This is a genomic window from Ruegeria sp. CH8 (assembly GCF_056536985.1).
Window position 1 is genome coordinate 197182 of sequence record NZ_JBQFQR010000005.1, and the last position, 14265, is coordinate 211446.

10 protein-coding genes and 1 pseudogene are annotated in these 14265 nt (G+C 53.6%); 4 read left to right on the forward strand and 7 right to left on the reverse strand.

Annotated elements, in window-relative coordinates; translation table 11 throughout:
* The first annotated feature begins 300 nt into the window (after positions 1-300).
* Together ACR0ER_RS07810 and ACR0ER_RS07815 are read left to right on the forward strand one after the other, a co-directional pair.
* Positions 301-1902: a BCCT family transporter gene (locus ACR0ER_RS07810; RefSeq protein ID WP_170329636.1), complete on the forward strand. Its 1602-nt coding sequence runs from the start codon at positions 301-303 to the stop codon at positions 1900-1902.
* Between the two features lie 155 nt (positions 1903-2057).
* Positions 2058-3305 carry an MFS transporter gene (locus ACR0ER_RS07815; protein ID WP_480768434.1) on the forward strand — a complete coding sequence of 416 codons (1248 nt, stop codon included), beginning with the start codon at positions 2058-2060 and terminating at the stop codon, positions 3303-3305.
* A 174-nt stretch (positions 3306-3479) separates the two neighbouring features.
* Here the strand turns inward: ACR0ER_RS07815 and rpsO are convergent, their stop codons facing one another.
* From rpsO to ACR0ER_RS07830, 3 genes and pseudogenes are all read right to left on the reverse strand, one after another.
* Positions 3480-3749: a 30S ribosomal protein S15 gene (gene rpsO / locus ACR0ER_RS07820; protein WP_170329634.1), complete on the reverse strand. Its 270-nt coding sequence runs from the start codon at positions 3747-3749 to the stop codon at positions 3480-3482.
* 143 nt (positions 3750-3892) lie between these two features.
* Entirely contained in the window at positions 3893-4939 is a 1047-nt protein-coding gene (locus tag ACR0ER_RS07825) for a calcium-binding protein (protein ID WP_480768435.1), read from the reverse strand.
* A gap of 94 nt (positions 4940-5033) precedes the next feature.
* A pseudogene (locus tag ACR0ER_RS07830) lies at positions 5034-5387 on the reverse strand (DUF1643 domain-containing protein); the annotation flags it as partial.
* Between the two features lie 1544 nt (positions 5388-6931).
* Between ACR0ER_RS07830 and ACR0ER_RS07835 the strand changes: the two are divergent.
* Together ACR0ER_RS07835 and ACR0ER_RS07840 are read left to right on the forward strand one after the other, a co-directional pair.
* Positions 6932-10378: a VPA1269 family protein gene (locus ACR0ER_RS07835; RefSeq protein ID WP_480768436.1), complete on the forward strand. Its 3447-nt coding sequence runs from the start codon at positions 6932-6934 to the stop codon at positions 10376-10378.
* Between the two features lies 1 nt (position 10379).
* A complete protein-coding gene (locus tag ACR0ER_RS07840) occupies positions 10380-11120 on the forward strand; it encodes a hypothetical protein (protein ID WP_480672916.1) in 741 nt (246 codons plus the stop codon).
* Between the two features lie 378 nt (positions 11121-11498).
* On the opposite strand, the gene ACR0ER_RS07845 is transcribed toward ACR0ER_RS07840, so the two are convergent.
* From ACR0ER_RS07845 to ACR0ER_RS07860, 4 genes are read right to left on the reverse strand one after another with little or no spacing between them, the layout of a single operon-like run.
* On the reverse strand, positions 11499-11864 hold the full coding sequence (locus ACR0ER_RS07845) for a ubiquitination-like system serine protease family protein (RefSeq protein ID WP_480768437.1): 366 nt from the start codon (positions 11862-11864) through the stop codon (positions 11499-11501).
* Complete coding sequence (locus ACR0ER_RS07850; protein WP_480768438.1) at positions 11864-13276, reverse strand: ThiF family adenylyltransferase; 1413 nt, start codon at positions 13274-13276, stop codon at positions 11864-11866. Before ACR0ER_RS07850 ends, ACR0ER_RS07845 begins: the two co-directional genes overlap by 1 nt.
* Positions 13273-13653, reverse strand: a complete 381-nt coding sequence (locus tag ACR0ER_RS07855; RefSeq protein ID WP_480768439.1) for an E2/UBC family protein — start codon at positions 13651-13653, stop codon at positions 13273-13275. Before ACR0ER_RS07855 ends, ACR0ER_RS07850 begins: the two co-directional genes overlap by 4 nt.
* A complete protein-coding gene (locus ACR0ER_RS07860; RefSeq protein ID WP_480768440.1) occupies positions 13653-14189 on the reverse strand; it encodes a multiubiquitin domain-containing protein in 537 nt (178 codons plus the stop codon). Before ACR0ER_RS07860 ends, ACR0ER_RS07855 begins: the two co-directional genes overlap by 1 nt.
* Positions 14190-14265 lie beyond the last annotated feature (76 nt).

The following is a 14265-nucleotide window of genomic DNA, read 5'->3' on the forward strand; positions in this document are numbered from 1 at the left end:
CAGAATGGGTTGGAAGGAAAGCGAAACCGGAAAAATGGCCTGTTTCTGTCAGATATTCCGCCGCTGGATGCCGATACTCGGGTAAAACTGAGGCTGGCCGAAGCAGAGTCAAACTTGGCCTGAATATCGTACACATATTGTGCAAAATGAATGCGTTTTGTGAAAAAGTGATTGCCGTGTAGGCTGTTACCACTGAACCCGCGGTCGAAGGGACGGAAACGCGCCAGGGGTAGAAAACTCATTATCCGTCGGCCGCACGAATACCTTGGCGTTTGCATCAGGCGAACAGAGGGGCATCGAATGGCTCAAAGCAAGAAAATGCTGGATCCGGATCCGCGGATCTATGATTTCGAAACAGAGTACGAACTGGGGCAGGATAACGTCCGCCCGTTCGGTCTGGACATCCACAATCCGGTCTTCCTGATATCCAGTATCCTGATCTTTGCCTTCGTTCTGATCGCATTGGCCAACCAGGAAGCTGCGGCATCGTTTTTCGGCTGGCTCCGGCCATGGCTGACCAGCACGTTTGACTGGTTTTTGGTTCTTTCCGTTGATGCAATCACCCTGTTCTGTCTGGTGCTGATCATCCTGCCTGTCGGCAAGGTCCGAATTGGGGGCAAAGACGCCAAACCCGACTATTCCTATGCTGGTTGGATTGCGATGATGTTTGCGGCTGGTATTGGTATTGGTCTGCTGTTCTTTGGCGTGATGGAACCCGTTTACTACAACTTTGCAGAAGACGGTAACGCGCGTCCGCTGGGCATCGACATTGCGGTGCCGGGTAATGAATACATCGGGATTGTCGGCACGATCCACCATTGGGGTCTTGAGGGTTGGGCGGTCTATGCCGCAGTGGGCCTGAGCCTTGCAATCTTCAGCTACAACCTTGGTTTGCCGCTGACGCTCCGGTCTGCTTTTTATCCGATCTTGGGTGAACGTGTCTGGGGTTGGTGGGGTCATATCATCGACACGCTGGCGGTGTTTGCGACCCTGTTCGGTCTGACCACCTCATTGGGTTTGGGCGCGCAACAGGTTGCGGCAGGGCTATACGAGGTGTTCGGCATCGAACCCAGCCCAACCGTCACCGTACTGCTGATCATCGGTATCACAATGATCGCGCTTGGCTCAGTCCTGATGGGCATGGATGCAGGTGTGAAACGGCTGAGTGAGATCAACATGATCATGGCCGTGGGCCTGTTCATCTTTGTGATCGTGGTGACTGGTGTCGGTACTGCAATCGCCCGGTATTTCAACGTGATGGTAGATTACGTGTTCCACCTTCCGTCATTGTCCAACCCGTTCGGAAGAGAAGATACAAGTTACTTCCACGGCTGGACGACCTTCTACTGGGCGTGGTGGATCGCATGGTCGCCGTTTGTGGGCATGTTCATCGCGCGTATCTCAAAGGGTCGCACTGTGCGAGAGTTCGTCATCTGCGCCCTGTTGGCCCCAACGGCGGTTTGCGCCCTGTGGATGTCAACTTTTGGCGGCGCCGCGATTGACATGCTGAACGCAGGCGGAGCTGAAGGTGTACGTGCCACGGTGATCGACAGCTATGCCCCCGAGGGTGCGCTGTTTGGGTTCCTGAAGGAACTGCCGCTTTACGGCATAATCGCCCCCATCGCGCTGATCCTGATCGTGGTGTTCTTTGTCACTTCGTCGGATTCCGGCTCGCTCGTGATCGACACGATCACCGCAGGCGGCAAGATGGATGCCCCGGTGATCCAGCGCGTGTTCTGGTGTACGCTAGAGGGGCTGGTGGCCATAGCACTGCTTCTGGGCGGCGGGCTTTCTGCCCTGCAAGGTGCTGCGGTTTCAACCGGCATTCCGTTTACGCTGGTGGTTCTGATGATGTGCTATTGCCTGTGGCTGGCGCTGAAGTCAGAGAAGGCGAAAATGTAGGGCTGAGGGTCCTGTGAAACTCGAAACGCCCATCGAAAGGTGGGCGTTTCTCCTACTTCAACAAATTCGGTTTTGAGCTCTTAAGGCTTCGTTCCGTCGTATTTTCGTATTGTTGTAACTTTGGGTCTGTCTGGGTTCACATTTAGGTAGTTTCTATGAACCTCTCACGGTTATCATTGCTGCTTGTCGTATTCATTGACGTAATGGGATTTGGCCTAATTGTGCCAATTTTCAACACGGTCTTGCTGAACCCGCAACAACCGTTCCTGCCGCACGGGACACCCGCAAATATCCGCCAGCTTGATTATACGGTTTTGATTGTCGTCTTCTTTTTGTTTTACTTCTTTGGCGCCGCATTTATCGCCAAGTTGTCAGATTATATCGGGCGTAAAAGCGGCATTTTGATTTGCCTGAGCGGTGCGTTGATTGGATACGTTCTGACTGTGCTCGCGATCCTGTCGTCCAACTACTGGCTGTTGCTGTTGGGCAGGGCAATTTCCGGTTTCACAACCGCGAACCAACCGATAGCGCAAGCCGCGTTGATCGACATAAGCCATGACGATCAGGAAAAATCCAAAAACCTGGGGATGATTGTGGCGGCTGCCGCTCTCGGCTTGCTCGGGGGGCCGTTGATTTCCGGGTTGCTTAGTGACCAAAATCTGATGGGGTCATCTGCGTCGCTTGTACTGCCGTTTTATGTCGCCATCGGGCTTATCTTGATCAATATGGCGCTGATCATCTTTTTCTTCTTCGAACCCGGTTTCAAAAAGCAAAAAGTCGACTTCGGCCCTTTGGATGTCGTCGCCAATCTTTGGAAAGTCCGGTCCCATCCTGTCGTTCTGCGGCTGTCGGTCGTCATGCTGTTTTCGCTTATGTGCCTGAACGCGTTTTTCTTCTTTATCGACACTTACCTTCTGACAAAGTTCAAATTCGGTACACTCCAAAACAGTATGGCTCTTGCCGTGTTTGGAGGGTCCATGGCCTTTGGCAGTGCCTACCTTACGGCGCCCCTGCACGAGCGGTTTAAGAAGTTCCCCATATTGTATGTTTCCATCGCTGCGATGGGTCTTGGGATACTGGCATTCATGCTCAACCCTATGCCCGGTCTTTCCTTCGTCCTGATCGTTCCAATCACGATCGCATTCGCAATCATGTATCCGACAATGCTGTCTTTGTTCTCTGGGAGTGTCGGACCATCTGAGCAAGGTTGGGTGATGGGAGTAACAGTGGCAATTTACGCGTTGGGGTCGGGAACCATAACGGCACTGAGCGGATCGCTCATGGCGATAAATTTGCAAATGCCGTTTATTATCGCCATTGCGTGCTGCATCTTGGCATTGATCGCGATGGCAAAACTGTTTCGGTATCCGGGCGTCCAAGCCCTGGATACCAAAGGCAAATAGTGCCTATTTTTGGCGCTCTGTGTGTGGGCGCTTTTGACCTTTTTGGTTGTCGATCCGTATCTCCTCTTGGAAACGGGTGCGCACAAAAAGGAAACACCTGCCAATTTGGCAGGTGTTGATCTTTGCACATCGTACAACGCGGGTATATCAACCCGTGTAGTATGAAAAAAGCGTTTAGCGGCGGATGCCCAGCTTTTTGATCAGGTCTTGATAGCGCGCTTCTTCTTTGCCCTTCAGGTAGTCCAGCAGCTTACGGCGCTGGGCGACCATTTTCAGCAGACCGCGACGACCGTGGTTGTCTTTCTTGTGGGTCTTGAAGTGCTCGGTCAGGGTGTTGATGCGCGAGGTCAGGATGGCAACCTGTACTTCAGGCGAACCGGTGTCGCCCTCTTTGGTTGCGAATTCTTGCATGACGCGTGCTTTTTCAGCGGCAGTAATCGACATCGGGGTCTCCTTTAAAGGTTAGAGTTGATGGCGCAGGCCGGGATGTCGTCCAGCGCAGGCCCATGGAGAAAACCGTACCGATTCCAATACGGATGCGCGCGTATAGGCGCAATTTAGGCAAATGGCAAAGGGATTCTGCCGGGTCAAGCCAACGCGGTCAGCTGTGCCAGCTCGGCCTCGGTGATCAGTTGAATGTCGTCGGCGGTCAAGCCCTCGACCCCCAGCAATTGCGCCACGTCCTGCCCGTCAATCAGCACATGGGTCAGGTTTTCGTTCTCGGCATCGGTCTCGATCCGGATATCGGGGTCTTCGGCACCGTCCCAGGACACGAACAGCTTGTCCTGTTCAGGCTGGAAATCCATTACTGTCACAGGCTCATCCTCGGTTTCGGGGTCGAGGATGATCTCATCAGCGTCGTTGCCGCCGGTGACGACATCCCCGCTGTCTGCCAGGATCGTATCCTCTCCGGCACCACCATTCAGGAAGTCGGGGGCCTGTTCGCCCTCACCATCGTCGCCGGTCAGAATGTCATCGCCGTCCCCGCCGAACAGAACATCCTCACCCGCGCAGCCACGCAGCGTGTCGTCGCCATAGCCGCCATGCAGAGCGTCATCGCCTTCGCCACCGTCCAAGGTGTCGTCGTCCTGACCGCCGTGCAACGTGTCATCACCCTCACCGCCCTCCAGTTGATCCGCGCCGTGATGGCCATAGATTTCATCATCCCCCTCATCCCCGGCCAGCAGGTCATCGCCATCCTCACCGTGAAGGACGTCGTCATCCTCTCCGCCCGAGACGATGTCTGCGCCTTCACCCCCGTACAACACGTCATTGCCGGCGCCGCCATGGATCACGTCATCCGCGCCGAAACCGTTGATTTGATCGACGCCTTCCTGCCCGGTCAGGACATCTGCATCCTCGGTTCCGGCAATGATCAGATCGCCTTTGAATTCGGAAACGATGGTTCCGGTCGACGGGTCGGGGTCTTCGGCCTTGGCGATTTCGTCGACCTCAACGGTTTCATCCTGGGCCGAGGGGTCTTCAATCTCGAGGAAATTGCCCTCGGTCACTTCATCGACCTGATCTTCCGAGATGTCATCCTCTTCGGGCTCGTCTTCAGGCTCGAAGACGTCGCTTATGGCGTAGGCCGCGCCGCCAACAGCGGCCAGTCCAAGTAATCCGACCAAAAACATGGGAACCCTCCGTGAACGCACTGGTCCGAGGGTAAATGTCTCATGTGATCAGCCACTTGGTCAAAATCAGACTGATCTTGTGGTTAACCCTTTGTCACCACGTTTCGGGCTGCTGAGTATACGCGATATAGAGCGGGTGCTTAGGATGCCCATCCTTGGTCAGACCCAGATGGAACAGCGGCTGGCCGGTGCCGCGCAGTAGGGCTTCAACCGCCGGTCCACGGTCGAGATGTGCGCCATGAGTGCCCCAGGCGGCAATGACTTGATCGGCCCATTCCACGCCATCCAGAATGGCCGCGTCATTTGCGGGTCCCACCGGATCGGCGGCGGCACGCATCTTGCGCGGGTCGGTGTCGCGCCATGCGAAAATGTTGGTCACCTGAAAGGCTCCGAAACCAAGCGCCCGCGCGCGGCGTTCGCAGCGCTCCACTGTCGGATCGTTCTGTACAACTATGCCCTATCCAAAAGTGTTTTGTTTAAGTGGTTTTCTATTGTGCCAGCAGTTCATTCCACCGATAGTTCCACCCATGGGTGGAACTATCGGTGGAATGAATGTCGTTTTGACGGATGTTAGGCTCCCTGTCGCAGTAGTCGCTGACATTTCTGTTTCGAAATACGGCGTTACGACGACCATTCCGGTAGTCTTTTGTGCGATGGACGATGGAGATGTTTCCCCAGTGTTAGACGCGTTTGCGTATGCCAGGGCTCGAAGCGTTACACATTCACCGGCTTCAGTTGACACCGAGGTCAGAACACTCGCCCGCCTCGCCAACTTTACTGCTGTGGCTCTCGCGAGGAGGCCATTTGATATTGGGCAGCAAGATTACTTAGTTTACGCCTATTTGGCGACGAGGGCATCTGGAACGGCAGTTTTCGATCATTCAGACCCAATATCCGAGCTCGGTTGGGAACCCATCGGATCGGCGACTTTACGGAGGGAATACGCGGCGATCCTTCGGTATTTTGAGTTTTGCTCTACCAATTTCGGCCGGGCTGAGTTGGGACGAACTTGGACTATGGCGGAGCATCCGCAAATGCTCAAGCGCATGGTTAAAATGCGCAAGCTGAGTAATAGAGACTTCTTTGCTCATCTCTCCGCAGCCAGGTTGAGATGGCAAGAAGTCCGTTCTCCAGAAGAAGCAAATCGGCCTTTTATCGTTAGGTATTCGAAAAGAGTGAATCGCATTCGGGCATTCCCTCCTACGGAAGAGGTTTGGGCAATCATAAATGCCGAAAGAAATCCAACTTATAAGGCTCTATGGGTTACAGCAGCTTTCGCTGGCCTCAGGATAAGCGAACAACTTAATACTTGGTCGTGTGACATCCTCCCTGACGTGTACCGTTCATATTTCTTTCCTGAGTTTCGTGAAAAGGAGTTGTTGGAGAGAGTGTTTCTGAGAGCCCACCCGATCACATCAACTTATACGGGGGTCGTTGGCGCGGATTCCGTCGAGCGCCGTATCTACCTTCAGAATACATATGGCATCGCACCCAGGTGCAACCTATCGGCTGGGAATCCACTTAGAGCTGGTTGGAAAGGAACAATTGTATCTGGTGCGCATGATACCCATCAAGTGTTTTGGGCAGACCATCGAGCATGCCAGATTTTTGAAGAATGCCACGATGAAATTTCGACGTTTCACGATATTGAACGGACGTCGAGCAAGCACCCCTATTTATACGTCAACATGAGCGATCGTTCTGGGTATTGGCGAGGTGACCCCGTAAAGATCTCTGCTGTCCAGTCTGCTTTTGAGAGAGCATGTAGGAGAGTGGGGTTGGAGCCTCGAAGGTTCGGGCGAAATCTGCACGGCATGCGGCATCATTACAAGTGGTTCTTGCGAAACGAGATTGGGCTAAGCGAAGAACACGTCCAAGTCTGCCTCGGTCACGCGTCAATCGAAAGCCAAGAAAGCTACGGACGGTCATCGCGTACAATTCATGATGCGTTGTCTGCCCGAAAGATATGAACATTCAACTCAGGAGGCCTTCTTGTCTTACAAAGTTCTTTCGATTGACGAAGCAGATCTAAGTATACAACCGGACGGTAGCGGAATTGTTTCCCGAGAGGCCAAATCATTCGTTCTTCGGCGCGATTTGAGCATCGAGGAATTCAAGGGAATTCTTGAATCATTTCTAAATGAGTTCCGTAACGAACTTCTTGGGATCTTATCAATGACGCCCGCCGAGTTTAGGCAGTTCAATCCTAACCGCCGGTTTGTCTTTGATAAACTTACCTGTCCGACCAATTCAGTTGTTGGATTCAAAAGAAGCGGTGCAGAACAGCCAAGCTTGAACTGGTTGCGAAAGAAACCGGTCTTAGCCGCTTGCCTGGCAACTGACGTAGTTCCGATATCTGATACAAGGCTTTCGCTTGGCAAAGCACTCGCCAGGGGGAGGGGAAATTTAGTCGATCGAATATTCGAACTCGACACTGGTTCGCAGAGACGGATCATGGAACAGCTTTTTGCAGATGCTGATGGGCTTGACGATATCTTTGACACGCGTTTCCCAGCCGTAGGTGTCCGGTTTGGTCTAAATGAACTGAAGCATAGGCTCTGCAAATTTAGCAGTGCTCGCGATGCCTTGTCTCAGGTGGCTTACGACATTGGTGAGTATCTCGAGGCAAGAAAGAAAAAGAAACCTCGCAGGTGCGCGGACCTTCTGTTCGCGATCTTCCTTTCGAGGCAAGGTATCATCTTTTGGCCACACATCAGCGCTTCAGAAGGCTCATGGATTCTGCCTCAAAGTTTGGAGCCGCTCTTTTGGAGTTTTGCAGTACCTGAGCAATGGCGATCAGTTTGTGCGGGGGTATTTAAAGGTGACAAGCAATCTGCCTCGATTTTGCCATTTCACCGAGAACTTCTCCTCAGAACAAATTTCTTTCAACTTCCTGAATTCAATAGTTGGATACTCCCTCGTATTAAGGAAGATATTGAAATACAAAGGCGTCTCAATCCCGCCTCAGAGAAAGGACGTTTCAGCAGCCACGCAAACCGCTACTTTCGGCTTTTGGTCTCTGCTGCGGGGTTGGACATGGAACATCCCAATGTTCGGGATGCCGTACGATATTTTGGCTATGGCGTAAAACTCGGGGTAGGTAACTCAACCGAAGTTTATGCGTGGGTGGAGGATCCCAGGCGGATGCGAGCTGAGCTTGGCAAACAACTGCTCACCCGTGATGGAAAGGTTCCACAATACGTATCGGATTGGGCAGAGGCAATGCGTGATGGCGTTGCTCTTTTACCGATCAAGGTCAAGTATACGCGAACACACGAAATGGCCAATTGGTTGTTTTACGTATGGGAGATTGGAGAAGCGAATTCACCTAAGACCTGGTCCGACATTGGCAGAAATGAACATATTCGCCTCGGCGGCAATCTTTCATTTCCCACCTTTTCGGACTTTCTCGCCGCAAACCGCACGCCATTCGTTAAAACCAGAACCCTGCGGACCCTTAACCAAATCATTCGACTGGTGGCCACTCGTGAAAGCTGGGCTGACTTTGTTTCGCCGATAGATGTCGTTCAGGACTGCCCAACAAAGAGGGGAAAGCCGCGTGTAGGTCGGACACACCGAAAGTCCCTGCACGAAGAGCTCCTTGAAGTGATTATTGAGGAAAATCGTAGGAAGACTTCTGAAGGGGCGCCGTTTGCTTTTGCTCGCGGTTTGCCTTCACAGTTCCGATCCATTCAGGTGCGAGGAAGCACAGAAACCCGAGAAGTTTTTTTTCCCGCAGCCCCCATTGTTTTGGACATGATCTTGAACACCGGGATGAGATCACGGAGTGCTTTGTGGATGGACAGCGGTGAGCGTGACGAATTCTGGGTTGACCGCGAGAGGATTTGCGAAGTTCCAAATCCACTCCCCATTGCTGAGAAAGGATCCCAAAACGGCTACTTACGAATTACGCAGATTGGACACAACGAAAATACCGTCGGCATGTACTTGGCAATCAACAAGACTGAACCGTACGAGGTGCCTTGGGTCGATGCGGTGAACGCGAGCTACTTCGAAATGATGCGAGATTGGCAGATTGAGCACAATCCACGTAGAACACCGGTTGTGGCGACCCGCCATCGTCTTGAAGAGGACCTATCCACACCGGAAGAGATTGGCGAGGTTTTTCCTGTGTTCCGGGACCCTCGCCGCCCGCATGGAACCCCTCTAACTCGGTCTGCATTGTATGATTATTGGAATGCGCTTCTTCGACACTGCGAGCCAATTTATAACGGGCGACGTCGAGCTAATTTGGCCAAATTGGGAGCGGAATTCCGTTGGGAACCTCTGCTTCGGCCGGATGGAAAGCCGCGTTGGGACCTGCATAGTCTCCGCGTCACAGTTGTCACAACATTGATAGATGCAGGCGTTTCTCCGGACGTCGTTGCAATCCTTGTTGGCCATAAGAGCGTTGTCATGACTTGGCACTACAATGCGGTGCGAAATGATGTGACTCACAAAGAAATCCAAGCAGGTTTGGAGGCGCGCCGTGAAAGTGCTCTCAGAAAACTTGAGGCGGCTTCAACCGACGAAGAGGTGGACGATGTGCTTCGCTATTACCTCGGGGGCACAGATAGCGCAGGATCAGAAGGTACTGATCTGTTGAAGAGTAGGATTATCGATGGCGAACCAAATCCCTACGAGGTCTTTTCCCACGGAATTTGCCCAAGTGCTTCCTGTGATGTCGGGCTTGATGACGGAAGCAGTCGGATAAAACCAGTATTTCGACCACAAGCATGTTCAAGATGTCGTTTCCGGATTACTGGACCGGCATTTCTCAATGGGCTCGTGCTCCGGTTGAATGCTATAATGGTAGAAATCACGAATTCTTTTTGTGTAGACAAAGAGTTAGCCGACGAAGTCGCTCGATTGGAAGATGCAGGTCGGTCAGCTTCAAGGATTGAGGCCCGGATCCGGCGTCATCGACGCTTCCGGGATGAACTTTGGGCCGAATGGGCGGCCGAACTCGTTACTATAAGGAAAGCAGAGGCCGGTTTAAGCAAAAAAGCGACCGCGAATACACTGGTGGCTGTGAACTACAAAGAGTTGTCCGGAAAATTCAATGAGGTTCACGCATTGGAGTTGTTTCATGAAGTTGTCTCAACTGCTTCTTTGACAACTGGAGGTGCGATGGATGTGCCGGGAGGAACACGTGAAAAGCGCGATGAAATTCTCATGGAGATCGCGCGTCGAAATGATGCGGTTGAGTTTTTCTATCGCTTGGACCCCGATAAAAGACGAGTGGCTATGGACGCGTTTGGTGACTTGATTACCCGTCACGCGAGAAGTTGCGCAGGTAAGCAACCCGATTTCATTGAAGAACTCTTAAGTGGTGCATCGAAACTTCCCGAACTCAGGAAGGATGTATCAAATTACTCAGAGAACGGAGGTGGTGACAATGATGAGAGCGACAAGATATTGAGGAGTAAGGATACCTGATATGGTTGAATATACTCCAAAGGCTTCTGAAATCATCCTGGCCCGCCTTCGCGACGAAGCCAAAGCCATGGACAGACCAGAGATACGGTTGAGAACTCTCAATCGCCTCACGCAAGCCTGCGAGGATATTGCCAGTGGTCGAGCGGCAAACACTGTAAAAGCGGCATATGGCAAGGATTTCGGACTTGGGCTGAATCCGAAGATTACGCCGTCGTCAATTGATCGCTACGTTCGCGCACGCCGAGCAAAGGATGATTCTTGGTCTGGACCAACAAGGGCTTTTATACACAACGACCCAGGTATTTTGAGTTTCGTTAAGGCCTGTGAAGACGAGCGGCAAAAGCCCTTACTCCCGAGGCGGCCGTCTCCCCCACGACGCCGTTTAGAAGAAGCAATTGAGACAATCCCGAGTGCTGACGACCGGCAGTTCGTTCGACTTGAGGTGGAAAGGCTTCGCAAAACTCGAAACGAACTCGAACTTCTTAGGAAGGGTCTTCGCAAGATTGCGCCCATCGACATCGACAAGATTTTGGAGGGCGGTGTGGCGGATGCTCTTGGAAACAATGGTCCTTTAATTGAGATTCTGGCACCGCTTGTTGCCCGTTTCCTTGATGAAGAAGAGATGAGCCGCATTGGGTTGGTTTTAGTTAATGGACGGCTGGCGTGTCGGACAACACATCAAACATTGGTAAAGAAAACGGAGATGGAAGCATTAAAGGTGGCAACCGGACAACAACGGTGATCGCCCCTCGTATTCAACAAATCCTTTCAACCGTTTTAACTGTCGTCGTTCGCCTAACTGTCTGCCAGTCAATATATCTGAACTAATAAGGACTGCTCCGGTAGAGGCCAGGGCAACACTGGACATTGAAAGGGATTTGCCGCGCGTGAGTAGCAAACTAAGAAGCAAGCTGTCGCAGGAAAGCATCCTCAAAGTGTTTTTCGCCAATTGGGTTCGAGGGCGCGTTTGATTTTATTTGGTATATATCAAGATCGAGTTTCTGAAATTTGATTGGATCGAAAGGAGCGTGGTCAATGGCACGACCTATTTGAGAAGTGTAGTGGCCGCGACACTCGAATTGCGGCCATCGAAAAACGCAAAGCGTTTTTTTTGAAGCTCTTATTCTTTGCCGCCACCAGAATCTTTGCACCATTCAATACCGCCATCCCTGACCCAATAGTGGCTCCTGCACCCGGATGTCTGCCTAACCGAGGGAGAGATCGTCGGACGGTTCAGCCGGTCAATTGTGATCTGCCATCGTGGCCTCCTGGCCCGATTCAACGACAGCTTGGTGGTCTCTCCACACCCGCACGGGCAAGGAAAACATGCCCATTTGTCCTTCGGATCGCGCACTACGACCACCTCGCCGAAAACGAGCTGGTCGGGGGAGGGATGACGGGAAAAAATCCGACACGACAAATTGCTGCGTGGGATAAGCCGGAGAGTCTCGAGGACCCTCCGGAGCATATTTCGCATCATGACCATCACCCCACCCTGTCAAGGAAGGGGATGACGTCACCACGACCCCAGTTGTCAAGGTCTCCGCAGATCGAGCAATCCTCGCGGTGCTTCACACCCTGCCGGCGCTCTTCCGCCGTACTGAGGCGCCTGTAGCGGTTGTAGGCCCATTTGCCTTCGCCACGGTAGTCAACGAGGCCCTGGAGCAGTTCGTTGACCGCCATCGTGGCTGCCTCGGTCGTGAAAGTTACCACGGCCGGGGCGGGATTGCCGGCGCCCACCACGTAGGCCTCGGCCTTCTGACGCTCGAACTCTTCCGGGTTGCGACGTTTGAGATCTTCGTCGCGCGCCCGGACCGGATCAGCAATCCCACGGCAAATCATGCACGGCGCTCCAGGAAATAGGACTGTTGCTCGTGCAGCCATCTCTTGTAGGCCAGGCTTTCCATCGGACCTCGGTATGAGTGCGAGACCGACATCAATCACCGGGATCAGGTAAAAGTGTGAAAGGCGGTTCAGGAAGATCCGCCCGGAGTGATCATCTGTGCAACCGAAGATCACGTCGCACGATCTCAGCGCGTCACGTGCATCCTTCAAGTCCACCCAGCCTTTGATCGGGTGAATTCCAACATCAAGGCCTGATCTGAGCACCTCGTCGGCAACGACACGGACCTTTGCCACTTTCTTGAGAGCATCCTGCACGGTGGCTCCATGCAGTCGGTTAAGGTTGGAAACCTCGACAACGTCATCGTCGATCACAACCATCCGCCCTACGCCGAGCCGGTTCAGTAGCTGGACCACGGCGCTTCCGGTTCCACCGCAACCCACCACGCCGATGGCGAGCTGCCTGAGCAACCCGTTAACCTCATCACCGAAAGCCAAGGCTTGGCGATTGAAAGCAGGATCGCCCGGAGGGAGACTGCCCCCTTGGATCGTAATGCCGTTTTGTCCGACCACGCTTACACGCTCACAATTGGGAGGTTTCGCACTTTCAACCCAAACGCGGCCGCGATAGAGTGTTCCTCCAACCTCGACCATGCTCACGAGCTCAACGCCCTCTCTGTTCCGATTTCGAAGCAGGTTGAAGAGTTCCAGCTCGTTCTTGTCGTCCTGCTTGGAGAAGCCATCAAAGCCTCCTGGATGGCTGTGCACGATCCCAGGAATGAGCTGTTCCTCCTTGGCCCGGCGACAGAGGTTGACGAACGACTTTGTCCTCCAGGTAACGTGCCGATCGCTGGCGGAAACCCGGTCCTCGTCCGGGATCGGGATAACCTCAAACGACGTGTAGCGGCTGCGCGGCTCGCAAGTCAGCGGGTCCCGGCCAATCACGCTCCGGCCAAAGAGGACATAGGCGGCGCCTTCTGCGCCGTTCTCATCTGCAATCAGTTTCCGAAGCTCATCGCGGTGTCGCTCTTGGAGAATGATATCTGTGCGTTTCATGCTGCCACCTCCAGCGCTACTTCGATGCGCTTGATCATGGTCCATAGCCCATCGGCGCCCGGGCGCCACTGGTTGTTGTGGCGGGACCACCGCTGCCAGTTCTGTCCGTCGAAGTTCAGCTGCACCTGGGTTGCCCGAGGAGCGCGCTTTCCGGAAACCAGGAGCAGGTGCGGAACTGCATAGAACATGTCAGGCGGCGCGTCTGGATACCCTGGCGGCAACACGATGAGGATGTTGGCCTGCGAGACCTGGAACTTACCGTCAGGCAACGGGAAGTCCGTCAGGATCACTCCCTTCTGACCTCCATGCTCGACTTCGCGGTAGGCGATGCCCCGTACACTGAGGTAGCGGCGATCCTTGGAAGGCAAGATACTCATCACGCACTCCCTTCCGTGGTCTCGCAGATCCCGGTGAAGAAATGCTCGAGCCCTTCATCGTCGAGCCGGACGAGCTCGTTATCGGCGATCGGGCGGTCTTCCTCACCGCGGACCTCGAGCCAAACACCGAACTTTGCAGGGTCGACACCCGCGAGGCGTTTCAAGACCCGTCCGCTGATGACCTTGTGGCCCCAATCGAGACGCTTTCCGTCGATGTCGAAGCGGTAAGACTCAGCGCTGGGGAAGATCAGGAAACGCTCAACCTGTCCTGGGCGGAGGTCCGTGGTTTCCTCAAGACGAAGCTCTTCCAGCTCACCGTTTCGCAGGACCTGAAACACCAAGTGCTCTTCAGCTTTGCGGAGACCAGCACCTTCGATGACCTGACGGCCGGTGGGCGTCGGGTCATCGAGATGAACCTCACTGAAGGCAAGGTTGGGATCCCCAACCATTACCTTGTAAGGTCCGTGGTCCCGAGGTTTGCGCCCGGCCTGGAGTACGGCGAGGAGGTCTTCGGCTTCAATCAAATTGGTAGTCATGGCAGCGGTCCTTTGCTCGATATTGCCGCAGCGGCTGGTTTCACTTGCATCAAAGACATTTTAGACAGATAGTCGT